At 39.8% G+C, this 22,109-nt stretch carries 19 protein-coding genes; 7 read left to right on the forward strand and 12 right to left on the reverse strand.

What is annotated here, in order from left to right; all coding sequences use genetic code 11:
• Positions 1 to 114: 114 nt before the first annotated feature.
• Positions 115 to 2,256 (forward strand): carboxy terminal-processing peptidase, encoded by a 2,142-nt coding sequence (locus AB657_RS15320; RefSeq protein ID WP_047248029.1) that lies wholly within the window; start codon positions 115 to 117, stop codon positions 2,254 to 2,256.
• Between the two features lie 128 nt (positions 2,257 to 2,384).
• Here the strand turns inward: AB657_RS15320 and msrA are convergent, their stop codons facing one another.
• Together msrA and msrB are read right to left on the reverse strand one after the other, a co-directional pair.
• A complete protein-coding gene (msrA, locus tag AB657_RS15325; RefSeq protein ID WP_047247300.1) occupies positions 2,385 to 2,924 on the reverse strand; it encodes a peptide-methionine (S)-S-oxide reductase MsrA in 540 nt (179 codons plus the stop codon).
• Positions 2,914 to 3,378: a peptide-methionine (R)-S-oxide reductase MsrB gene (gene msrB, locus AB657_RS15330; protein WP_047247301.1), complete on the reverse strand. Its 465-nt coding sequence runs from the start codon at positions 3,376 to 3,378 to the stop codon at positions 2,914 to 2,916. The genes msrA and msrB overlap by 11 nt, the downstream gene beginning before the upstream one ends.
• Before the next feature lie 87 nt (positions 3,379 to 3,465).
• Between msrB and AB657_RS15335 the strand changes: the two genes are divergently transcribed.
• Positions 3,466 to 4,278: a DNA/RNA non-specific endonuclease gene (locus tag AB657_RS15335; protein WP_047247302.1), complete on the forward strand. Its 813-nt coding sequence runs from the start codon at positions 3,466 to 3,468 to the stop codon at positions 4,276 to 4,278.
• Here AB657_RS15335 and rodA read toward each other — a convergent pair.
• The 6 genes from rodA to AB657_RS15370 all read right to left on the reverse strand — a co-directional run bounded on the left by rodA (position 4,275) and on the right by AB657_RS15370 (position 11,940).
• On the reverse strand, positions 4,275 to 5,555 hold the full coding sequence (gene rodA / locus AB657_RS15340; RefSeq protein WP_047247303.1) for a rod shape-determining protein RodA: 1,281 nt from the start codon (positions 5,553 to 5,555) through the stop codon (positions 4,275 to 4,277). The genes AB657_RS15335 and rodA overlap by 4 nt on opposite strands.
• Positions 5,545 to 7,413: a penicillin-binding protein 2 gene (gene mrdA / locus AB657_RS15345; protein WP_047247304.1), complete on the reverse strand. Its 1,869-nt coding sequence runs from the start codon at positions 7,411 to 7,413 to the stop codon at positions 5,545 to 5,547. The genes rodA and mrdA overlap by 11 nt, the downstream gene beginning before the upstream one ends.
• A 495-nt stretch (positions 7,414 to 7,908) precedes the next feature.
• Entirely contained in the window at positions 7,909 to 8,739 is an 831-nt protein-coding gene (gene mreC / locus AB657_RS15355; RefSeq protein ID WP_047247306.1) for a rod shape-determining protein MreC, read from the reverse strand.
• A 41-nt stretch (positions 8,740 to 8,780) separates the two neighbouring features.
• Positions 8,781 to 9,809 carry a rod shape-determining protein gene (locus AB657_RS15360; protein WP_047247307.1) on the reverse strand — a complete coding sequence of 343 codons (1,029 nt, stop codon included), beginning with the start codon at positions 9,807 to 9,809 and terminating at the stop codon, positions 8,781 to 8,783.
• A 55-nt stretch (positions 9,810 to 9,864) separates the two neighbouring features.
• Positions 9,865 to 11,397 carry a bifunctional phosphoribosylaminoimidazolecarboxamide formyltransferase/IMP cyclohydrolase gene (gene purH, locus AB657_RS15365; protein ID WP_047247308.1) on the reverse strand — a complete coding sequence of 511 codons (1,533 nt, stop codon included), beginning with the start codon at positions 11,395 to 11,397 and terminating at the stop codon, positions 9,865 to 9,867.
• Positions 11,398 to 11,490: 93 nt separating this feature from the next.
• Positions 11,491 to 11,940, reverse strand: a complete 450-nt coding sequence (locus AB657_RS15370; protein WP_047247309.1) for a GAF domain-containing protein — start codon at positions 11,938 to 11,940, stop codon at positions 11,491 to 11,493.
• A 130-nt stretch (positions 11,941 to 12,070) separates the two neighbouring features.
• Here AB657_RS15370 and AB657_RS15375 point away from each other — a divergent pair, with 130 nt between their 5' ends.
• The 5 genes from AB657_RS15375 to AB657_RS15395 all read left to right on the forward strand — a co-directional run bounded on the left by AB657_RS15375 (position 12,071) and on the right by AB657_RS15395 (position 18,362).
• Positions 12,071 to 12,484, forward strand: coding sequence for an HYC_CC_PP family protein (locus AB657_RS15375; RefSeq protein ID WP_052958720.1), 414 nt, complete (start codon positions 12,071 to 12,073; stop codon positions 12,482 to 12,484).
• Between the two features lie 99 nt (positions 12,485 to 12,583).
• Positions 12,584 to 13,150 (forward strand): AraC family transcriptional regulator, encoded by a 567-nt coding sequence (locus tag AB657_RS15380; protein WP_047248031.1) that lies wholly within the window; start codon positions 12,584 to 12,586, stop codon positions 13,148 to 13,150.
• A gap of 73 nt (positions 13,151 to 13,223) precedes the next feature.
• Positions 13,224 to 15,716 (forward strand): heavy metal translocating P-type ATPase, encoded by a 2,493-nt coding sequence (locus AB657_RS15385; protein ID WP_047247310.1) that lies wholly within the window; start codon positions 13,224 to 13,226, stop codon positions 15,714 to 15,716.
• A gap of 21 nt (positions 15,717 to 15,737) precedes the next feature.
• A complete protein-coding gene (locus tag AB657_RS15390) occupies positions 15,738 to 17,975 on the forward strand; it encodes a TonB-dependent receptor (protein ID WP_047247311.1) in 2,238 nt (745 codons plus the stop codon).
• A 24-nt stretch (positions 17,976 to 17,999) separates the two neighbouring features.
• Positions 18,000 to 18,362, forward strand: coding sequence for a heavy-metal-associated domain-containing protein (locus AB657_RS15395; protein WP_047247312.1), 363 nt, complete (start codon positions 18,000 to 18,002; stop codon positions 18,360 to 18,362).
• A gap of 401 nt (positions 18,363 to 18,763) precedes the next feature.
• Here AB657_RS15395 and groL read toward each other — a convergent pair whose 3' ends face one another.
• The 4 genes from groL to AB657_RS15415 all read right to left on the reverse strand — a co-directional run bounded on the left by groL (position 18,764) and on the right by AB657_RS15415 (position 22,109).
• The gene (groL, locus tag AB657_RS15400; protein WP_047247313.1) at positions 18,764 to 20,395 is read right to left on the reverse strand and encodes a chaperonin GroEL; all 1,632 of its coding nucleotides are present in this window, start codon (positions 20,393 to 20,395) and stop codon (positions 18,764 to 18,766) included.
• A gap of 58 nt (positions 20,396 to 20,453) precedes the next feature.
• The gene (locus AB657_RS15405; RefSeq protein ID WP_047247314.1) at positions 20,454 to 20,732 is read right to left on the reverse strand and encodes a co-chaperone GroES; all 279 of its coding nucleotides are present in this window, start codon (positions 20,730 to 20,732) and stop codon (positions 20,454 to 20,456) included.
• A gap of 142 nt (positions 20,733 to 20,874) precedes the next feature.
• Entirely contained in the window at positions 20,875 to 21,234 is a 360-nt protein-coding gene (gene secG / locus AB657_RS15410) for a preprotein translocase subunit SecG (RefSeq protein WP_047247315.1), read from the reverse strand.
• A 5-nt stretch (positions 21,235 to 21,239) separates the two neighbouring features.
• Positions 21,240 to 22,109, reverse strand: a complete 870-nt coding sequence (locus tag AB657_RS15415) for a hypothetical protein (RefSeq protein ID WP_047247316.1) — start codon at positions 22,107 to 22,109, stop codon at positions 21,240 to 21,242.

The following is a 22,109-nucleotide window of genomic DNA, read 5'->3' on the forward strand; positions in this document are numbered from 1 at the left end:
CTCCTGTGTCCCTGTTGGCATGGTTTTTTCTTTATCTTAGAGGATTATGGCTTGTAAAAAGGCCTCGAAATTTCAAATTCCAAGATTTTGAAAAATAGATTTAAAATGATTTTTATGAAAAGAAATTTAGCCTACGTTTTAACGGTGATGCTTATAGCGGTCGCCTCATGTAGCTTCACCAATAAAACTTTTGAAAATGACGACAAGGACAAGTTACTTCTAGATCTGATTACCTATGTATTAGAAAAGGGGCATTACGAACCCAAAGACATAGATGACGATTTTTCGGTAAGTGTTTTTGAGGATTTTATAGATGTCATTGATCCTACAAAACGTTATTTTCTGGCATCTGATATCGAAGAATTTGAACAGTATAAGTTTCAAATAGATGATCAGATCAAGAATACCGATATTACTTTCTTTAATGTGGTCTATGAAAGATTGATGCAAAGAATGGACGAGGTTAAGTCTATTTATAAAGAAATTCTGGAAAGGCCCTTTGATTACAATGAAAACGAAAGTATCAATATAAAGTACGACGAACAGCCTTTTGCCGGTAACAAGGAAGAGTTGAAGGAAAGATGGCGAAAGCAGTTAAAATATGCGACCTTGGGTACTTACGACTCTAAATTGTCCCATTTGGAAAAATCCGCATCGGACTTTTCGGATGACCATGACCATGAGGCCCACACTCCTGAAGAGGCGGAAATGGAAGCCCGAAAATCTACGGAGACCACTTTGGATGAATTCTTTGATTTTATAGAAGATCTAGAACGTAAAGATTGGTTTGTACAGTACATTAATACCATTGTTGATGAGTTTGATCCACATACATTTTATTTTGCTCCAGAAGACAAAGAAAGATTCGATGTTAGTATGTCGGGTAAATTTGAGGGTATAGGGGCAAGGCTTCAAAAGAAACCTGAAGGGGCCAAGATAGTAGAAATTATATCTGGGGGACCTGTATGGAGAGATGGTAGATTGGAAGTTGGGGATGAAATCGTTAAAGTAGGCCAAAACGGACAAGAACCTATAGACATTGTTGGTATGCGTTTAGACGATGCCATTAAATTAATAAAGGGAGCACAAGGTACTGTTGTAGATTTGACAGTTAGAAAAGTGGATGGTTCCTTTGAGGAAATTTCTTTGGTAAGGGATGTAGTGGAGCTAGAAGAATCTTATGCAAAATCGGCTTATATTCTTAAAGGCGATGAAAAATTTGGGTTGATCAACCTACCTAAGTTTTATGTTGATTTTGAAGATTATAGTGAAAGAAATGCCGCTACCGATGTTGCCAAGGAAGTAGAGCGTTTAAAACAAGAAGGTGCGGAAGGTTTGATCTTGGATTTAAGGGACAATGGTGGTGGATCATTGAAAACAGTCGTGGAAATGGCGGGTCTGTTTATAAAAGAAGGACCTATCGTGCAGGTAAGATCTGGTAACAAGGAAAAAGAGATCTATGATGATAAGGATGAAAGAATACAATGGGACGGACCTTTGGTAATATTGGTGAACGAGCTTTCGGCCTCGGCGTCCGAGATTTTGGCAGCTGCAATGCAAGATTATAAAAGGGCCATAGTTATTGGTAGTAAGCAGACCTTTGGTAAGGGTACGGTACAAAATGTAATTCCCTTGGCAAATATGCTCAGAAGTAACGAGCATGGTGATTTGGGAGCTATTAAATTGACAACTCAGAAATTTTACCGAATCAACGGTGGTTCTACACAGTTAGAAGGTGTAAAGAGTGATGTTGTTGTACCAGATAAGTACAGTTACATTGATTTAGGAGAAAAGGATCAAGCCAACCCTTTAAAATGGGATAAGATTACCCCTGCCGAGTATGAAGCTTGGGACGGTTATATAGATTATGAGCAAACTATAGAGAACAGTAAAAAGAGAATGGCGAACAATCCACAGATCAAACTCATCGAAGAAAATGCCAAGTGGATAAAATCTGAACAAGACGAAACAGAGATTCCTTTAAACTATACCGCTTATAAAGAGGAAAAAGAAAAGGATAAAAAACAATCGGATTATTACAAGAAATTATCGGAATATGATTCTAAATTGACTTTTGGGTCATTGAAATACGAGCAAGAGCTATTTACCAAAGATTCTGTGTTAAGAGAGAAAAGAGATCGTTGGCATAAGAATTTGGCGAAGGATATTTATGTAGAGGAAGCTGTGAACGTATTGGAGGATTTAAAAATGAACAACATTAAAAACATTAAGTTGGCCAGTAGGGCTAAAAACTAAACAGTGTTGTTACCGTATAAAAAAACCGCTCGAAAGAGCGGTTTTTTGTTTTTATGACCTATGAATTTTAGGCTTATGGAATAAGTTGTTTTTTGTGTGATCGCAATAAGCGGTTGCCGATAATTGTTTTACGCCAATTTCTCGTAATGAAGTTTTCTTAATTTGGCCAATTTAGGATTGATTACTACTTGGCAATAACCCTGTTCCGAATTGTTTTTGTAATAATCTTGGTGATAGTCCTCAGCTTCGTAAAAGGGTCCTAAGGGACTAATTTCAGTAACAATGGGGTCTTGATAGAAAGAAGCCATTTTATTCACGACCTCTATTGCGGTCTTCCGTTGATCTTCGTTGTTGTGATAGATTACGGAACGGTATTGGGTTCCAACATCGGCCCCTTGCCTGTTAAGTGTGGTAGGGTCGTGTGTGGTCATAAATATTTCCAATATGTCGGTTAACGAGATTATGCTTGGGTCAAAAGTAATTTGTACCACTTCGGCATGCCCGGTTAGTCCCGAGCATATTTCTCTATAGGTGGGTTTGCCAGGTGCCGTGCCCCCGGTATAACCAGAGATTACCGAGGAGACTCCCTTGACCTTTTGGAATACAGCTTCTGTACACCAGAAGCATCCTCCACCCAAGGTGATGGTTTCCGGGTTGTTAGTGTTCATTAGTGGTCTCTTTTTGCATTTTTAAAGATTCTGAGTTGATACAATAGCGTAATCCACTTGGGGGAGGGCCGTCGGGGAACACATGTCCCAAATGGGCGTCACAAGTATTGCAAAGTACTTCTACCCTGATCATTCCAAATGAGGAATCTTTAATGTATTTTATGGCATTGTCCTTTATGGGTTGTGTAAAACTGGGCCAACCGGTGCCCGACTCAAACTTTATGGTCGAATCGAATAAAGGTGTACCGCAACAAACACATTCGTATTTTCCTGCATCGTGGGCACTACATAGGGCTCCTGAATGTGGAGCTTCGGTTCCCTTTTTTCGGGTAATTCCATATTGCTCTGGAGTTAATATCTCTTGCCATTCCACTTCACTTTTTTCAACTCTTTTATCGGGAACGGGATTGCCGTTCACCGTATAATGAATAATATCTTTCCAAGTTATAGCCATGTTTTTGTCTTTCTTAAAGTGTTTTCAGAATTAGTCCTTAGTCGATATAAGCGTCTAAATCTTACAAATTTGAACTAAATTTGAACAATGCGCATACCTAGTAAAAATAGAACAATTTATTCCATTTTAATACTGTTTTGTATTATTGGATTTTGGTTATTCGATAATTTTTATACCCCTAGTACTTATTCTGAATCTGATAAGGAAAGTACCAATAACGAGTTTCCGGCAGTCTTCTTGCCGAATACCACTACGGGAGAAGTTGTAAACCATTCTTATTATACACTTTCTTATAATGAGGATTATGAGCAGGCAGAGTGGGTGGCATATATTCTTAAAAAAGAACATTTGACCTATGACGATAGAAAGCGACCTTATTTTATAGAAGATCCGTGGGTAAGGACAAAATCTGCTGACTGGAGAAATTATAAAGGTTCTGGTTATGATCGCGGGCATTTGGTGCCGGCGGGCGACCGTAGGTTTTCTGAACAGGCATATAATGAAACCTTCTATACTAGTAATGTGAGTCCTCAAAATAGGGAGTTTAATGCCGGTCTTTGGAACAGGCTGGAGAAGAAGACCCGGCAATGGGCAAAAAAACATGGTGTTTTATATGTGGTTACTGGCGGTGTACTGCAGCCCGGCCTAAAAGAAATAGGGAGTGAAGATGTAGCCGTTCCCGATTATTTTTACAAGATAGTGGCCCGTAAAAATAAAGGGACCGTTAAAGCAATAGCTTTTTTAATGCCCAATAAGGAGCAAAATACCCCCATGCAAAAATTTGTAGTATCGATAGACCATTTAGAACAATTGACGGGAATCGATTTTTTTCAAAAATTGGACAAAGAGAAACAGGCGATTCTTGAGTCTGGTGTAGCACTTGATAATTGGAAATTCTAAAAACTTTCTTTTAACCTGTTGGTGTCAAGCTTTAGAAAGATAAACAATAAGACGGTAAAGAAAAGAAGCCCAGATCCCCCATAGCTAAAAAAGGGCAACGGAATGCCGATGGTAGGTAGAACACCTATAACCATTCCGATATTAATGAAATAATGAATCAATAAAATTGAAATTACGCCATAACCGTACATTCTGGAGAATGCATTTTTTTGTCGTTCTGCAAGATATATCAACCTTAAAAAAAGTATCGAAAAAAGGAAGACAACGGTAGCCGTACCAATAAAGCCCCATTCTTCGCCTACAGAGCTAAATATGTAATCTGTGTGTTGTTCGGGTACAAAATTCCCTTTTGTTCTTGTTCCTTCCAAGAAACCCTTACCAAAAAAGCCACCGGATTCAATGGCCTTTTCCGATTGGTAGGTGTTGTAGCCTATGGTTTTGCGAATCTCTTCCAATTTGTCCGGATCTTTTTCTAGACGTAACCATAAACTAAAACGGTCTCTATGCCTTTGTTCAAAAACGTTGTTAAAAACAAAATCAACCGACAGAGAGAATAATATGATGGCGATAACCCCTAGAACAAGGGGTATAACCGGTAATTTGAACGACTTTCTTTTTAATAGATAAAATAGGGCTATGAGCAGGGCAAGGCCTATGATGAGCCATGTGGTGCCGAACATAAGGGTAATGATAAAAATAAGGATTAAAGAAAAACCTATACCCAGATAAAATAAAGGTAAACCTTCCCTAAAAATCACGAATACCAAAGCAAAGAACACCAGGGCACTTCCGGGGTCGGGTTGAGGTATAATTAGTATTGCAGGTAGCAAAATTATTAATAAGGCATATAATTGATCTTTTCTTCTGCGTAGGTCTGTTTGTATATCGCTAAGGTATTTTGCCAATGCCAAAGCCGTTGTCACTTTGGCAAGTTCTGAAGGCTGTAGGTTAAAAAAACCAAGGCTGTACCATGAGGTAGCCCCTGCAATTGTTTTTCCAAAAGCAAAAAGTCCCAGGAGCAGCGCAATCGAAATTAGGTAAAATAGGCTAGCAAACCGCTCGTAAAAGTTGGCTTCGAGTCCTAAAACTATAAAAATGGAGATCAGACTTGTTATAATGAAGAAGAGCTGTTTGCCGTGAAGTGTGCCAAAATCAAAAATAGAGGCATTTTCTTCGGTAAAAGTGGTAGAATAGATGCTGACCCATCCTATAGTGACAAGAGATAGGTATATAAATATTGTAAGCCAATCTATTCTTTTTAGAATCTTACCAAACACGCTCGTTTATTTTAAATTCTTTACCGCTATAAGGTTTGGCATATTCATCTTCCAAGGTCTTTTCTAACATCCTTTTTTCAAGGTCTGTTCTGGTAATTTCGCCCTTTAAATACTTTTCTATCATTAAAGATGCAATATGGCCTGCGTACCTTGATCCAAAGTAACCGTTTTCTATATAAACGGCAATTGCAATTTTAGGGTCTTCCACCGGTGCAAAGGCTACAAAGACCGAATGGTCGGTAAGTTGGGTTCGTACGCCGTTTATTCTGGTGAAATTTTCGGCAGTTCCTGTTTTACCTGCAATTTCGATACCTGGTATCTGTAACCATCTAGCGGTTCCTTTGGTATATACATTGGCCATTCCCTCAATTACTGGTTCAAAATATTTGGGATCTATCGTGGTGTGTTTTGGTTCTGTGTATTTTGGGTTTGTTATATCTTTTCCTTCGACTTTTTTTAAGATATGTGGGGTGTAGTAGTACCCTCTGTTGGCAATGGCGGCGGTCATGTTTGCCAATTGAACGGGAGTGGCCAATATTTCCCCTTGCCCAATAGAGTTAGAAATAATAAAGCTGGAACTCCATCTATTATCCCCGTACCACTTATCGTAATATTCTTTGTTGGGTATTCTTCCTTTTTGTCCAAAAGGAAGATCGTATCCAAGGTAGTCTCCCAATCCAAAACTTTTTATATGCTTTTCCCAGACATCCATTCCTTCGTCGGTGGTGTCGAACTTTTCGAATATCTTTCGAAAGGCACCGGCAAAATAAGCGTTACAGGATTTGTAGATGCCATCGTTCAATTTACGAAGGCCACCACCACAATGACAACCTCTTTTTGTTTTTCCGACATAGAAGCCATTATAGCACCTTATTGTGGTATTTTCGTCTATTACCCCTTCTTGCAGGGCTACAAGGGCATTTAAGGTCTTAAAAGGGGAGCCTGGTGGTTGCTGTGCATGTATAGAGCGGTCCCAAGTTGGGTTGGCTATGGTGTCGTTATAAAGAGCGGTATAGTTTTTTGATCTTTGTCTTCCTACTAGTAATGAGGGGTCGTAGGTAGGGCCGGATATCATGGTCAAAATTTCTCCGGTTTTGGGTTCTATTGCAACAATGCCTCCTCTTTTTCCTACCATTAGGCGCTCTCCATATTCTTGCAATGTTTTGTCTAGGGTGATGCTTATCTGTTTTCCAGGTTCGGGCAAGGTGTCCAATGATCCATTTTTATAAGGACCGATATCTCTGTTAAAACGGTCTTTTTGTATGTATTTTACACCTTTTCTGCCTCTTAGTAAATCTTCATAATAACGCTCTACGCCCGTTCTTCCTTTTAATTCTCCTTGAACATAGTACTTGTTTTTGGCCAAGTCTCCTTCGTTTACTTCGCTAATGTAGCCTAAGACATTTGCCGCACTTTTGGTGTCGTAATATCGTAATGAACGTTTTTGGATGTAGAACCCTTTGTATTTACGCATCTTTTCTTGTAACCGAGCATAATCGGTCTTCGATAATTGGGGCACAAGAACGGAAGGAAGCCTAGGGGAGTAGACTTTTGCCTTTCTTAACTTCTCTATAAACTTTTCTTTCTCTATTCCTAGCAATGTGCAAAACTCCAAGGTGTCCAATGGCTGAACCTCTCGTGGTATTACCATGACATCGTAGGCTGGGTCGTTGCCTACAAGTAATTTTCCGTTTCTATCATAAATATAACCTCTCTCAGGGTAGCTATATACCCTTTTAATACTTGGGTCCTCTAAAACTTGGTCCGGTGAGAAGCTAAATATTTGAAGGTACGACAACCTACTTAAAAAAGTAATGCCTATGGTTATTATTATAGATGACAGAAGAATTTTTCTCATTCTTTCTTGGTACTGAATAAAGAACTAAACAATAAGCACAAAATTATAGATGCGAGTCCAATAGTTAAAGTTTTTTGAATAATTAACAGGATATTCGCGATGCTAAAAATTTCTAGCGTAAAATAAATAACATGATGGATTACAATTAATAACGCTAAAAAGGTGAATTGTTGTGCTTTGGTGGTGCTATTTAGTTTAAAACTTTGAAATTCATAGTTTACACCGAAAACGAATCTCATGATAGCAGGTCTTAAATAGGCGATAGATACCGTTGCAGCAGCATTTAAGGCCAGGGTGTCAGAGAATATGTCGATAAAAAAGCCCAATAAAAAGCTTGTTAAAATAAAGGAGGTCCTATTTTCTTTAATAGGGTACCAATAAATAAAAAGTACATAGACCATAGGGTTTATGTAACCAAAGAAATTTAGTCTATTGAATACAAGAACCTGGACCAGGATAAGCAAGGTAAACCTTAAGATATTTATAAAAAAAGAACTATTGATCATTGGATAAGGTTTCTTCTTGTAGTTCTAATATTTCTTGACGGTGTAAGTTCTTTATAATATAGACATTCTTAAGGTTTGTCATGTCATTAAAAAGAGAAACGTCTATATAATAAAAACTTTTTGATTTGTCCAGATCGAATTTTTTGATGGTTCCTATGGGGATGTTTTCAGGAAAGATACTGCTCATGGCGCCGGTAACAATAGTGTCCCCTATGGTAAGAGGTACTAATCTGGGGATATCTACAAGTTGTACCGTGTTGTAGTTTTTTGTGTCCCAGACCAAAGAACCAAAGTGGTTCGAGTTTTTTATTTTGGCGTTGATATTGGATTTCTCGTTGAGAATGCTTTGAACGGTGGCAAAACCTTCTGAAGTATTTTCTATGATACCAAGAATGCCTTTGGCCGTTATCACCCCCATATCTTGCTCTATGCTATCTTTACGGCCTTTGTTAATGGTGATGTAATTGCGTAGGTCCGAAAAGCTGTTCTTTATAACCCTTCCCCTTACCAAGGAGTAATTTTTTTCCAGCGAGTCTATTGGCGCGGGTATATCTGATAAGTTTGTTTTTTTGTTATATAGTTGATGCCTTAACCTTTCGTTTTCCTGTAGTAAACTCTCGTTTTCTTCCCTTAGACCAAAATAAGAAGTGGTATTGTCAAAAAATTCATAAATATTGCCAGAAAAATAGTTGGCAGAATTTAGGAATTTAGACTGGTGGTACGAGTGTGATTGAAAAGTGAAGATAAATGAAACGAAAAGCAAAAAGAGATATAGCAAGAAGATTTTATACCTAATAAGGAAATTGATAATCTGTTGCATTCACTTTTAAATTTTCATTGTAGGTAATTCCTAATGGGCAATTACTTTATCAAGATGCTCTTATACCTTTCCAAGTTTTTTAACGCTATTCCGGTGCCTCGAACAACCGCTCTAAGGGGGTCTTCGGCAATATAAACGGGTAAATCCGTTTTTTGTGAAAGTCTTCTGTCCAATCCACGAAGCATAGATCCTCCGCCCGCCAAGTAGATTCCTGTATTGTATATGTCCGCAGCCAATTCTGGAGGAGTTTGTGATAGGGTTTCCATTACTGCATCCTCTACACGAAGAATGGATTTGTCCAAGGCCTTGGCTATTTCTCTGTAAGAAATCTGTACCTGTTTTGGCTTTCCTGTCAAAAGATCTCGTCCTTGAACGGATTTCTCGTCCGGAGGAGACTGTAAATCTTCTGTCGCAGATCCTATTTCGATCTTAATGGCTTCTGCCGTGCTTTCCCCTACATAAAGGTTGTGTTGGGTACGCATGTAGTAGATAATATCGTTGGTAAATACATCACCCGCAATTTTCACCGATTTATCACAAACGATACCACCAAGGGCAATTACCGCTATTTCGGTAGTACCACCGCCTATATCTACGATCATGTTCCCCTTGGGTTGCATAATATCCAAACCAATACCTATGGCCGCGGCCATAGGCTCGTGGATCAAGTATACTTCTTTGCCGTTTACACGTTCTGCAGATTCTTTAACCGCGCGCATTTCCACTTCTGTAATACCGCTAGGAATGCATATTACCAAGCGCAATGCTGGTGGAAACCATTTTTTCTTTAATGCCGGAATGTTTTTGATGAACATCATCAACATCTTTTCAGATGCATCAAAATCGGCAATTACACCGTCCTTTAGCGGTCTAATGGTTTTTATGTTCTCATGGGTCTTTCCTTGCATCATGTTGGCCTCTTTGCCAACTGCAATAATTTTTCCGCTAATTCTATCTCTGGCAACAATGGAAGGGCTATCGACAACCACTTTGTCCATGTGAATGATTAACGTGTTAGCGGTACCTAAATCAATGGCTATCTCCTCGGTTAAGAAATCAAAAAATCCCATATAATAATTTTGGTTATGGATTAGGGGGTGTAATTCATCGACAAAAGTAGTAAAATTAATGCTTAAAATGACGTGTGCCCGTCATCACCATAGAAATTTCGTTTTCATTGCAATAATCTACACTCAATTGATCTTTTATAGATCCTCCAGGTTGTATAACGCTGGTAATACCTGCTTTATGCGCAATTTCTACACAATCGGGGAAAGGGAAAAACGCGTCACTGGCCATTACGGCTCCTTTTAGGTCAAAATTAAAGGATTGTGCTTTATGGATTGCTTGGTTTAAGGCATCTACCCTAGAGGTTTGTCCGGTTCCACTGGCACAAAGTTGTTTGTTCTTTGCCAAGACGATCGTGTTTGATTTTGTGTGCTTGCAAAGTTTGGAAGCAAACAACAAATCTTCTATTTCCTGATCCGAGGGCGTAAGCTTGGTCGCTGTTTTTAAATCTTCGCGAGTATCGGTTTTTGCGTCTTTTTCTTGTAACAATATACCGTTTAGGCATGTGCGTACTTGGTTGTGAGGCAGTTCGATATCGTTTTGGATCAAGATAATCCTGTTCTTTTTGCCTTTTAATAGCTCAAGGGCCTCTTCTGAATAGCTAGGCGCAATAACTACCTCGCAAAATAATTTGTGAATTTCCTCGGCAGTGGCCTTGTCTATCTCTTTGTTGCTAATGAGTACTCCCCCAAAAGCCGATACAGGGTCACCTGCAAGGGCATCTATATAAGCTTGGTGTAGCGTATCTCGTTGAGCCAATCCGCACGCATTGTTGTGTTTTAGGATCGCGAAAGTAGGGGCGTCGTTTTTAAACTCACTCATTAAGTTTACGGCAGCATCAACATCCAATAGATTGTTGTATGAGAGTTCCTTACCGTGTAATTTTGAGAACATGGCATCAAAATCCCCAAAGAAAAATCCTTTTTGGTGAGGGTTTTCCCCGTATCGAAGTACCTTCCCGTTGGTCTCACTTATTTTTAGTGCGGCCAAATCATGGTCTTGATTAAAATAATTGAAGATAGCCGTGTCATAGTGAGATGAAACGTTAAAAGACTTTGCGGCAAAACGTTTGCGTTCTTCTAAAGTGGTAGTACCGTTTCCGTTAGAGATGATCTCTAAAAACTCGGCATAATCTTCCATGGAAGAAACGCAGAGTACATCTTTAAAGTTTTTGGCTGCAGCGCGTATCAATGATATTCCTCCGATATCTATTTTTTCTATGATCTCTTGTTCCGAAGCTCCGCTTGCAACTGTTTTCTCAAAAGGATAAAGGTCTACGATGACTATATCTATCTGTGGAATTTCAAACTCGGTCAACTGCGCCATATCACTTTCATTGTCCTGTCTGTTCAAAATACCTCCAAACACCTTTGGGTGTAATGTTTTTACTCTTCCGCCTAAAATAGAAGGGTAGCTGGTCACCTCTTCTACCGGAACCACGTCTATCCCCAGGTCTTTGATGAATTTCTCTGTACCACCCGTAGAGTATATGGTGATACCAAGTTCTTGAAACTTCTTGACAATGGGTTCTAGGCCATCTTTATGAAATACGGAAATAAGAGCCGAAGTGGCTTTTTTTGAGCTGCTCATTTTAAAGGTGCTTAAAGTTTACTATTAAGGCAACAAAAGTAATTTTTTTAAAAGTAGCAGAACACTGAGTTTATCAACAAAAACAATAAAGTTTTAAAGAATTTTGGCAACCTCCTCGTTTACGAATTCTAAAAAGCTTTCGTCTTCTTCCGTAAAAGGGTTTGGAGTGTTCGAGTCAATGTCTATTTGACCAATGTTTTCTCCATTTACAAATAAAGGGACAACAATTTCGGCTTTAACGGTAATACTGCAGGCTATATAATTGTCTTGGGCCTTAACATCGGGCACTACAAAGTTTTGGTTGCTTTCGGCTACCTGTCCGCAAATTCCTTTTCCGAATGGAATGGTAGTATGGTCTGTAGGTTCACCGGCATAAGGCCCTAGATTCAATTCGCGCTTGTCGCCATTTTTAAAATAAAAGCCTACCCAGTCATAATGTGGTACTTCAGATTTTAATAGGTCACAGATTTTCTGCATTATGGTTTTTGGGTCGTTATTCGATTCTATAATAGAACTTATGCGAGGGCGTAAGGCATCAAACATGGCAATAAATTTATATTTGATGCAAAAATGGTGCTTAAAACCTATATCTACAATACCTTGCGTATAAATATTCGTTAAGAATTGCGGTTTGGTTAAAAATCCAATTTTTATATTTTGTAACTTTGCAGCGATGAAAAATTTGCTTCACAAATTGTTTTCTGTATCAATGGCATTGTTGCTGTTGTTGTCCACTATATCTTGGACGGTAGAAAAACATATGTGTATGGGGCGGATTATGGACATCGCCTTGTTCGATCAAGCGGAGAGCTGTTGTCCGGATATAGGTTTTGTTTCCTTGAAAGACGAAGGCATAAAAAAAGAACATTGTTGCCATAACGAGGCCTTTACCATGCAGGGTCAAGATAATTTGACCCATAATTTTTCAGATGTAAGTTTTTCACAACAGGTGTTCTTGGTATCCTTTACCAGTTCTTACGTAGGTTTGTTTAGAGAGCCTATTTTGAAGAATACCGTTTTTAGGTCTTATCCTCCTCCTCTTCTGGATAAGGATCTAAATATTCTTCACCAAGTGTTTCTAATTTGATTTGTTTTTAGTTTCGTTCTTGTTACACTTTTTTGAAGTGCTTTTGGCGTTTATATGCCATGGTATTTTAATAGTTTTCAATTTTCTAAAAACCATCAAATGACAACTAAATTCCATGTTAAAAATATGGTCTGCGACCGATGTAAGATGATCGTTTCCCAGTCGTTACAGGAACTCGGCGTTTCTTTTCTGGATGTGGACTTGGGTGTTGTTACCCTTGCCTCCGAGCCTTCTTGGGATCTTGGGCGGGTACGTACTGTTTTAGAAAGTAAAGGTTTTGAATTGATTACCGACAAGGAAGAAATTATCGTAGAAAGGATAAAATCGGAACTGTTATCTTTTGTAGATGCCCAAATGAAGGACAACGAGGAGAATGTATCTGTCTATCTTTCAAAAAGACTGAACCGGGATTACTCTTTTTTGAGTAAGCTATTTAGTAAAAAGAAAGGTGTTTCTATAGAAAAATATGTCATAGGCCTAAGAATAGAAAAGGTGAAGGAGCTTATACAGATGAATGTCTTAAGTTTTTCTGAGATGGCCTATACTATGGGGTACAAAAGCAGTAGTCATTTGGCAAGGCAATTTAAGGCGGTTACCGGTTTGTCCATGACCGAGTACAAAGGTTTACGGAAACCGGATCGAAAACCTTTGGACCAAATTATATAAGTCTTAACCATAACTAGTCAAAAGCCCTGGGTATTAGGGGTGTAATTTTGCAGTGTATTTAAAGATTGTAGTAATGAAGAAAACATATCATATACACGGAATGAGCTGTAACGGCTGTAGGACGCATGTGGAGCAGACTTTGTCCAATATTGAAGGAGTGAAGGGTGTTTCGGTAGATTTAGAAAAGGCCGAGGCAGTTTTGGAGATGGATGAGCGGTTGTCTTTGGGTGATTTGCAAGAAGCGATGAAAGCGGATGGCGGACATTATTCCATTCATAAATTGGGTGAACATAAACATGAAGTTATCAAACCTAAAAAAGCGGAAAATGGCAACGGCACTTTTTATTGCCCCATGCACTGCGAAGGTGATAAGACGTATACAGAGCCCGGAGACTGTCCGGTTTGCGGTATGGATCTGGTGGAAGAGGTAGGTTCGGTGGTCGGTGGCCCCCAAGAATATACATGCCCCATGCATCCTGAGGTTGTAAGCGAAGAACCTGGTGATTGTCCTATTTGTGGTATGGATTTGGTGGCTAAACAGGCCGATGTATCCGCAGAGGAGAAAAGCTATAGAAGGTTATTGGGCAAGTTTAAGATAGCCGTTGCTTTTACCTTGCCAATTTTCATTATTGCAATGTCCGAGATGATACCTGGTAAGCCACTTCAAGGTATTTTAAGCTTAAAGCATTGGAACTGGGTGCAGTTCGTATTGTCTGTTCCTGTCATATTTTATGCTACTTGGATGTTCTTTGAGAGGGCTTACCGTTCTGTAAAAACATGGAATTTGAACATGTTTACCTTGATCGGTATTGGGGCGGGAGTTGCATGGTTGTTCAGTGTATTCGCTATTTTGGTTCCCGATTTTTTTCCTTCTCAATTTAAAACCGATCAGGGGACGGTACATGTGTATTTTGAGGCCGCTACCGTGATTCTTACGTTGGTGCTTTTTGGGCAGTTGCTGGAGGCCCGTGCCCATAGTAAAACAAATACTGCCGTAAAAGAGCTATTAAAACTAGCGCCTAACAGGGCTGTGCGGATTATAGACGGTAGAGAAGAGACCATTGCGATCGATAAAATTTCGAAAGGGGATTTACTTCGTGTAAAACCTGGAGATAAAATTCCGGTAGATGGGGTTATTGAGGAAGGTGAAAGTACGGTGGACGAATCTATGATTACCGGGGAGCCTGTTCCGGTTTATAAAGTAGTTGGTGACCATGTGAGTTCGGGAACCATAAACGGAAAACGTTCGTTTGTAATGAAAGCCGAAAAAGTAGGTGCCGAGACTTTATTGTCCCAGATTGTGGATATGGTAAACAAGGCCAATAGAAGTCAGGCTCCTATTCAAAAATTGGCAGATAAGATTTCTGGCTATTTTGTGCCTGCTGTGGTTTTTATAGCGATAGTTACGTTCATTGTTTGGGTTGTTTTTGGGCCAGAACCGGCTTATGTGTACGCCTTGGTGAACGCTATTGCCGTGTTGATCATTGCATGCCCGTGTGCTTTAGGTCTGGCAACTCCAATGTCGGTAATGGTCGGTGTAGGTAAAGGGGCGCAATCGGGGGTCTTGGTCAAAAATGCCGAAGCTCTAGAACGTATGGATAAGATAAACACCTTGGTTGTAGACAAAACGGGCACCATAACCGAAGGTAGGCCGTCTGTGGAAATGGTTGGGAATGTGGGCGATGTTGATTCGAAAAAGGTGTTGCAGTACATTGTTTCTTTGAACCAGTATAGTGAACATCCCTTGGCCGACGCTACGGTGAAATATGGCAAAGAGAAGAACGTGGCCTTTATAAAGGTAGACGATTTTGATTCTGTGACCGGTATGGGGGTTAAGGGGTATATCAATGGAAATTCTGTTGCGCTTGGTAACGAAAACATGATGTCTCGGATGAAAGCCACAGTACCGGATACGTTAAGATCAGAAGTTGTTTCCTATCAAAAACAAGGAAAAACAGTATCCTATTTGGCAATTGGTGAAATGGCGGTAGGTTATGTGGTTATAGTTGACAAGATCAAGGATACCAGTAAAAAGGCAATAGCGGACCTTCAGAAATATGGCATATCGGTGATAATGCTGACAGGTGATAATTATGATACGGCCAAGGCAGTGGCCGAGCAACTGAACCTATCCAGTTTTAAGGCAGAAATGCTTCCTCAAGACAAGTTAGAAGTGGTAGGGCGTTTACAAGAGGAAGGTAAAAAGGTAGCTGTTGCCGGCGACGGAATTAACGATGCCCCTGCATTGGCCAAAAGCGATGTGGGCATTGCTATGGGTACTGGTACCGATGTGGCCATCGAAAGTGCGGCTATTACTTTGGTAAAGGGTGATTTGCATGGTATTGTAAAGGCATACCGCCTAAGCAATGCCGTTATGAAAAATATTAAGCAGAATTTGTTCTTTGCCTTGATCTATAATACGGTCGGTATTCCGGTTGCGGCAGGAGTGCTGTTTCCCTTTTTTGGGTTGTTGTTATCGCCGATGATAGCAGCATTGGCCATGAGTTTTAGTTCGGTTTCCGTGATAGCAAATGCATTACGGTTACGGGCTGCAAAAATTGATTAATAAAATTGAAGAAATAAATAGATGAATAAATATATAGTATTACTAATAGTGACGGCGCTGCCTTGGTTTGCTTCTTCCCAGGAAAAAGTAGAAGGGGTGGTTTTGGATTCTGAAGGAGGTAACGCCTTACCGCTGTCCGGCGCAAATGTGTATTGGCAAGATTCCCAGACGGGCGTGGTGACCGATTTTGATGGTAAATTTTCTATACCGTATTTAAAGGAATTCAATAAGCTGATAATTAGTTATGTTGGTTTTGAGCCCGACACGCTTGTTGTAAATGGCCCTAAGAAGTTACGCATTAGTCTAAGACCGTCAAATGAGTTGGAGGAGGTAGTGGTACAGCAAGAACGGGACGCTATCCAGAAAACATATTTTAGTCCGCAGAACGTAGTCTCTGTGAATAGTGATGAATTGCTGAAGGCGGCCTGCTGTAATCTGGCAGAAAGTTTTGAGACCAATCCGGCGATAGATGTAAATATGTCCGATGGGTTAACCGGTACCAAGCAAATACAAATGTTAGGGTTGACCAGTCCGTACCTATTAATAACCCAAGAGAATATTCCTATGGTGCGGGGTGCTTCCCAAGCCTATGGCTTAACTTTTACCCCGGGTACTTGGATAGAGAGCATTCAGATCAGCAAAGGTGCGGGTAGTGTGGTGAACGGGTACGAAAGTATATCCGGACAAATAAACACTGAACTTGTAAAACCGTTGACGGATAAGGCTGTTTTTGTAAATGGATATGCAAATCAAAATGGACGTTATGAGCTAAATGTACATTTGAACAAGAAGCTTACCGAAAAGTGGAGTACCGGACTATATGTTCATGGCAACAAAAGAACCCAAAAAGAGGATGGTAATAATGATGGGTTTTTAGATGCTCCGTTGGCAGATCAGATCAATGTCATGAATCGTTGGCAGTATCAAGATCCCGAAAAGGGCTGGGTAAGTTTCTTCAATGTACGCTTTTTAAATGACGAGAAGCAGGTAGGGCAGGTAAATTTTAACCCCGATACCGATAAGTTTACGACCAATGCATGGGGCAGTGAAATAAATACCCGCCGTTTTGATACATCGGTAAAGTTAGGATATGTTTTTCCTGAACTTCCGTTTCAAAGCGTCGGATTTCAGACTTCTTATAGTTTGCATAAGCAAGATTCGTACTTCGGTTTTAGAACGTACGATATTGATCATGAGAGCCTGTACAGTAACCTTATTTTTAATTCTATCATTGGTGATACCAGAAATAAGTTTAAGACGGGTATTACATTTGCCTATGATGGTTATGATGAAAGGGTAACGGCGACGGACTATTCTAGGGAAGATGCTTCTGTTGGCGCTTTTTTTGAGTATAGTTATGAAAACCTTGAAAAGGTAAGTTTAACGGCAGGTCTTCGTGTGGATAACCATAATAGGTTAGGGACTTTCGTTACGCCAAGGTTTCATATTAGATATACCCCTTGGGAAAGAGGGAGTTTGCGAGGTTCTTTCGGAAGAGGTAAAAGAGCAGCCAATATTTTTGCGGAGAACCAACAGTTGTTTGCGTCGGCAAGGGTAATTAATATCGCCGATACCGGTGGTAGTGTATACGGTTTGGAGCCTGAGGATGCATGGAACTACGGAGTGAGCTTTTTACAGGGGTTTACCTTTCTGAACAAAAAAGGGGATATTTCGTTGGATTATTATATTACAGATTTCAGAAATCAGGTAGTGGTAGATTGGGAGAACCCGCTAGAAGTCTCTTTTTATAATCTAGAAGGGGATAGTAGTGCCAAGAGTTTTCAAGTAGAACTCAACTATGAACTTTTGGCTCGTTTACATCTCAGGACTGCCTACAAGTTTTACGATGTCACGACCGATTACAAAAGCGGAAACTTGCAAAAGCCGTTATTGGCGCAACATCGATTTTTTGTTAACTTAGGGTATGAAACCAAGGCCAAGGATAACGGGGCACAGTGGAAATTTGATTATACCTTGCACAGTATGGGTAAAAAGAGATTGCCGAATACCAGCTCTAACCCTGTGCAATACCAATTAGGAGAATATTCATCGCCTTACAATCACATGAATGCCCAGATAACAAAGGTGTTTTCTGAGAAGTTTGAAATATATATAGGAGGGGAAAACCTTAGTGAAGTACAACAAAATACCCCTGTTATAGGTGCGGATAACCCTTTTGGCCCTAATTTTGATACAGCAATCGTGTATGCGCCAATAATGGGAAGAATGTTTTATGGTGGGTTCAGAATTAAAATTTAACAAACAATAAATAATACAATAACTATGAAAACTACGATTTTATCTATTGCGATGGTGTTTATTGCGGTATTGACATATGCTCAGGATAAGAATAAAAAACTGACATTTGATGTAAACGGCAAGTGTGCCATGTGTAAAGAGAGGATAGAAAAAGCTGCCTTGAACGTAAAGGGGGTAAAATATGCCAATTGGGATATTCCTAGCCATCAATTGTCCGTAATTATGGACGAACGCAAGACCGATGCCATGAAGATCAAAACGGCAATTGTTGCCGTTGGCCACGACACTAAAGAATTAAAGGCTACGGAAGAAGCGTATAACAGTGTTCATCCTTGCTGTAGGTACAGAGAGGATAATTCCGATGATGGCGCGACGCATAAGATGTAGTCTGTGAGTTGGTTAGGGTTTTTACGGGCGCTCAAAAATTTTAGTTAATTTTTTGCCAATATAATTATCACGGATCAAAATCTGAAATACATTAGCGTAGATTTATTTTAATTCGATATCAATGGCACAAGCAAAATCAGCAGGGAAACCAGCTGCGAAGCCCGCTCCGGCAAAAGCTGGAAAAAAGGCTGCTCCAAAAGCTGCTCCTAGAAAGAAGTAGTAGCATAGATCTATAAGATAGATCCGGCGTTTTTGGACAATGAAACCATCTTCTGTAAATAAAGAAGGTGGTTTTTTTGTTGATGTACGAACATAAAAAACCGCTCTTGATATTTTTCCAAGAGCGGTTTTATTTTTAGTAGGGCAAACAAGCTAATAATAGCTTGTCGGCGCTGCCTGTCTTACATCATGCCTGGCATTCCGCCGCCACCCATTGGAGGAGCAGCTGGAGCATCTTCTTTAATGTCCGTTAATGCACATTCTGTAGTCAATATCATTCCAGAAACAGAGGCTGCATTTTCTAATGCTACCCTTGTTACTTTCTTAGGATCTATAATACCTGCTTTCATCATTTCAACATACTGGTCAGATTTGGCATCATATCCGTAATCACCTTTGCCTTCAAGTATTTTGGCGATTACAACAGAGCCTTCGCCACCAGCGTTGGAAACGATAGTTCTTAATGGTGCTTCTATGGCACGAGCTACAATTTGTAGACCTGTAGCTTCGTCCTCATTTTCGGTAGAAACTTTGGCAAGAACAGATTTTGCTCTGACCAAGGCAACACCACCACCAGCTACGATACCTTCTTCAACTGCGGCTCTTGTTGCGTGTAAAGCATCGTCAACACGGTCTTTTTTCTCTTTCATTTCAACTTCAGAGGCGGCACCTACGTAAAGTACGGCAACACCACCGGCCAATTTGGCCAAACGCTCTTGAAGTTTTTCTTTGTCATAATCAGATGTAGTGGTCTCAATTTGAGATTTGATCTGATTAACCCTTGTTTTAATGTCTTTTGCAACACCACCACCGTTTACGATAGTTGTATTGTCTTTGTCTATTTGTACTTTTTCACAAGTACCTAGCATATCTATAGTGGTATTGTCCAAAGAGAAACCTCTTTCTTCAGAAATGACCGTACCACCTGTTAAGATAGCGATGTCTTCCAACATTGCTTTTCTACGATCACCGAAACCTGGTGCTTTAACGGCGGCAATTTTTAAAGAGCCTCTTAGTTTGTTTACAACTAAAGTAGCCAATGCTTCACCATCAACATCCTCGGCAATGATCAAAAGAGGTTTTCCTGATTGTGCCACTGGTTCCAATACAGGAAGCAAATCTTTCATGGAAGATATTTTCTTGTCGAACAACAAGATGTATGGGTTGTCCAGTTCGGTAACCATTTTTTCCGAATCGGTAACAAAATAAGGAGAAAGGTAACCTCTGTCGAACTGCATACCTTCTACAACGTCTACATAAGTATCGGTACCTTTTGCTTCCTCAACGGTAATAACACCTTCTTTGCCCACTTTGTCAAACGCCTGTGCGATCAAATCACCGATCGTATCGTCGTTATTTGCCGATATAGAAGCAACTTGTTTAATTTTTTCAGAAGAGTCACCAACTTTTTTAGATTGTTTGGCAAGGTTTTCAACGATAGCGTCAACAGCTTTGTCGATACCTCTTTTTAGGTCCATTGGGTTGGCACCTGCGGCAACGTTCTTTAGACCTTCTTTTACGATCGCTTGTGCCAAAACAGTAGCGGTAGTAGTACCGTCACCGGCCAAGTCATTGGTTTTAGAAGCTACTTCTTTTACCATTTGGGCGCCCATGTTTTCAAGGGCGTTTTCCAACTCTATCTCTTTTGCAACGGTAACACCGTCTTTGGTTACTTGTGGAGCACCGAAAGATTTGCTGATGATAACGTTTCTTCCTTTTGGTCCTAAGGTTACTTTTACGGCGTTTGCCAATGCATCGACACCTCTTTTAAGGCCATCTCTTGCATCAATATCAAATTTTATATCTTTTGCCATTTCTGTTATTTTTTGTTTTTTGAACTTTGTTGTTTTGTGCTAATGACTATAGGTTTACTTAGATAATTGCTAAAATGTCACTTTCGCGCATCATCAAGTAATCAGTGCCTTCTAACTTTAATTCCGTACCGGCATATTTTCCATAAAGAACAGTATCGCCAACTTTAACAGTTACCTCTTCGTCTTTTGTTCCAGGGCCTACGGCAACAACTTTTCCTTTTTGTGGTTTTTCTTTAGCCGTATCTGGAATATAAATTCCTGACGCAGTTTTTGTTTCAGCGGCCATTGGCTCAATAAGAACTCGGTCAGCCAATGGTTTGATGTTAACTTTAGCCATAATATTAAAATTTTAAATTGATTTTTAAGTTTCGCTTTTTATGGGCAGAAATTATGCCATTGCCTAAAAACTGACACATTGTAAAACAAAAATGCCAGCTTGTCACTAAGCTGGCATTTCTTATATTGTTTTGAACTTCCAATTATAAACTGTCGGAAGGTGTGGCTTCGTTCGTGGCAGGTGGAGTAGTCTCCACTGGAAGTGTTTCCGGAACGGTGGTTTCTATATCGTCACCTTGTAATAATTTTGAATCCGCATCTCCAAAATTACCTTTTAGTGCAATGTTGGAAGCTAAAATTAGAATAACCAATAATCCTGCTAAGGTCCAAGTACTCTTATCCAAAAAGTCACCTGTCTTCTTAACACCACCTACTACTTGGTTGCCTCCTCCACCAAATGAAGAAGAAAGTCCGCCACCTTTTGGGTTTTGTACCATGATTACCAATACCAATAAAAAACAAACGATGATGATCAGTATCAGGAATATTGAAAATGTACTCATTTTACTTACTTGTTTTCTTGTTGAATTTTTTGTACCGCTTTAATTCGGTCTGCAAAGAAACCACTTTTTTCCGGATATTTCAAACTTAAAATTTTGTAGGCTTGTATCGCCTTTTTATACTTTTTCTGTTCTAAATAGACTTTGGCCAAAGTCTCTGTCATCAACTCTTTTTTATCGATTTTGATGGAGTCTTTGATGTTGACCGGTGACGCTGTGCTTTCTTTGGGGACTATTTTAGGGTTTTTGGCTATAAACTCATCGATTCGGTCAAATTTCTTTTTCTTAAGAAGGGTTTTATCTGCCGAAGTATTTTTGGAATCTTTTTCTTTTCCTGGTTCTTTTTCTCTGTGGATGGGTTTTTTAGAGGTTAGTTGAAGCCATTCGGAAAAAGAATATTTTTCTTTTTTGTCAAAGGTAAGAGGGGTTCCCAATTGCAGTTCATCCGTTTCGTCCTTCTCGGGTTCTTTTGAGATAAAGAGTTTGGGGTCTAAAATGTTTTCTGCATCCTTGGTGTCTTGTGGCAAGGGTTCGTCTTCCGATTTCTCTATCAACGGTTTCTCTTCTTGGGGCTCTGGAGCTATAGAAGGGGTGGGGGTGTTGATCTCTTTTGACGGATGGGGAGGGTTGTACTGAAGAAAATCTTTTGATGTTATAAAATCAAAAAGTACGTCCCTATCCGTTGTGTAGGCGGCCGTGGTTTTTAGTGCCTTGTTGTATTTGTAGCTGTTTAGGTTTTTTAAGCCTTTTAGATGAAGGGCCCTTGCAGCCTGAAAATAGGGGTACTCGTCCAGAATATCCTCTAACTGTTTGGTCTGTAACGGGTCTACCACTTTGGTAGGGTGTTCTAGAAAATATGTAAAATCCGCTACTGTCAT

The organism is Maribacter thermophilus (assembly GCF_001020565.1).
GTDB lineage: Bacteria > Bacteroidota > Bacteroidia > Flavobacteriales > Flavobacteriaceae > Maribacter > Maribacter thermophilus.

Excerpts from the sequence above, each read along its gene's own strand:
- AB657_RS15320 (WP_047248029.1), top strand. The coding sequence starts at position 115 with ATGAAAAGAAATTTAGCCTACGTTTTAACGGTGATGCTTATAGCGGTC.
- msrA (WP_047247300.1), bottom strand. The coding sequence starts at position 2,924 with ATGAACACTAACAACCCGGAAACCATCACCTTGGGTGGAGGATGCTTC.
- msrB (WP_047247301.1), bottom strand. The coding sequence starts at position 3,378 with ATGGCTATAACTTGGAAAGATATTATTCATTATACGGTGAACGGCAAT.
- AB657_RS15335 (WP_047247302.1), top strand. The coding sequence starts at position 3,466 with ATGCGCATACCTAGTAAAAATAGAACAATTTATTCCATTTTAATACTG.
- mrdA (WP_047247304.1), bottom strand. The coding sequence starts at position 7,413 with ATGAGAAAAATTCTTCTGTCATCTATAATAATAACCATAGGCATTACT.
- mreC (WP_047247306.1), bottom strand. The coding sequence starts at position 8,739 with ATGCAACAGATTATCAATTTCCTTATTAGGTATAAAATCTTCTTGCTA.
- AB657_RS15360 (WP_047247307.1), bottom strand. The coding sequence starts at position 9,809 with ATGGGATTTTTTGATTTCTTAACCGAGGAGATAGCCATTGATTTAGGT.
- purH (WP_047247308.1), bottom strand. The coding sequence starts at position 11,397 with ATGAGCAGCTCAAAAAAAGCCACTTCGGCTCTTATTTCCGTATTTCAT.
- AB657_RS15370 (WP_047247309.1), bottom strand. The coding sequence starts at position 11,940 with ATGTTTGATGCCTTACGCCCTCGCATAAGTTCTATTATAGAATCGAAT.
- AB657_RS15375 (WP_052958720.1), top strand. The coding sequence starts at position 12,071 with ATGAAAAATTTGCTTCACAAATTGTTTTCTGTATCAATGGCATTGTTG.
- AB657_RS15380 (WP_047248031.1), top strand. The coding sequence starts at position 12,584 with ATGACAACTAAATTCCATGTTAAAAATATGGTCTGCGACCGATGTAAG.
- AB657_RS15385 (WP_047247310.1), top strand. The coding sequence starts at position 13,224 with ATGAAGAAAACATATCATATACACGGAATGAGCTGTAACGGCTGTAGG.
- AB657_RS15390 (WP_047247311.1), top strand. The coding sequence starts at position 15,738 with ATGAATAAATATATAGTATTACTAATAGTGACGGCGCTGCCTTGGTTT.
- AB657_RS15395 (WP_047247312.1), top strand. The coding sequence starts at position 18,000 with ATGAAAACTACGATTTTATCTATTGCGATGGTGTTTATTGCGGTATTG.
- groL (WP_047247313.1), bottom strand. The coding sequence starts at position 20,395 with ATGGCAAAAGATATAAAATTTGATATTGATGCAAGAGATGGCCTTAAA.
- AB657_RS15405 (WP_047247314.1), bottom strand. The coding sequence starts at position 20,732 with ATGGCTAAAGTTAACATCAAACCATTGGCTGACCGAGTTCTTATTGAG.
- secG (WP_047247315.1), bottom strand. The coding sequence starts at position 21,234 with ATGAGTACATTTTCAATATTCCTGATACTGATCATCATCGTTTGTTTT.
- AB657_RS15415 (WP_047247316.1), bottom strand. The coding sequence starts at position 22,109 with ATGACAGTAGCGGATTTTACATATTTTCTAGAACACCCTACCAAAGTG.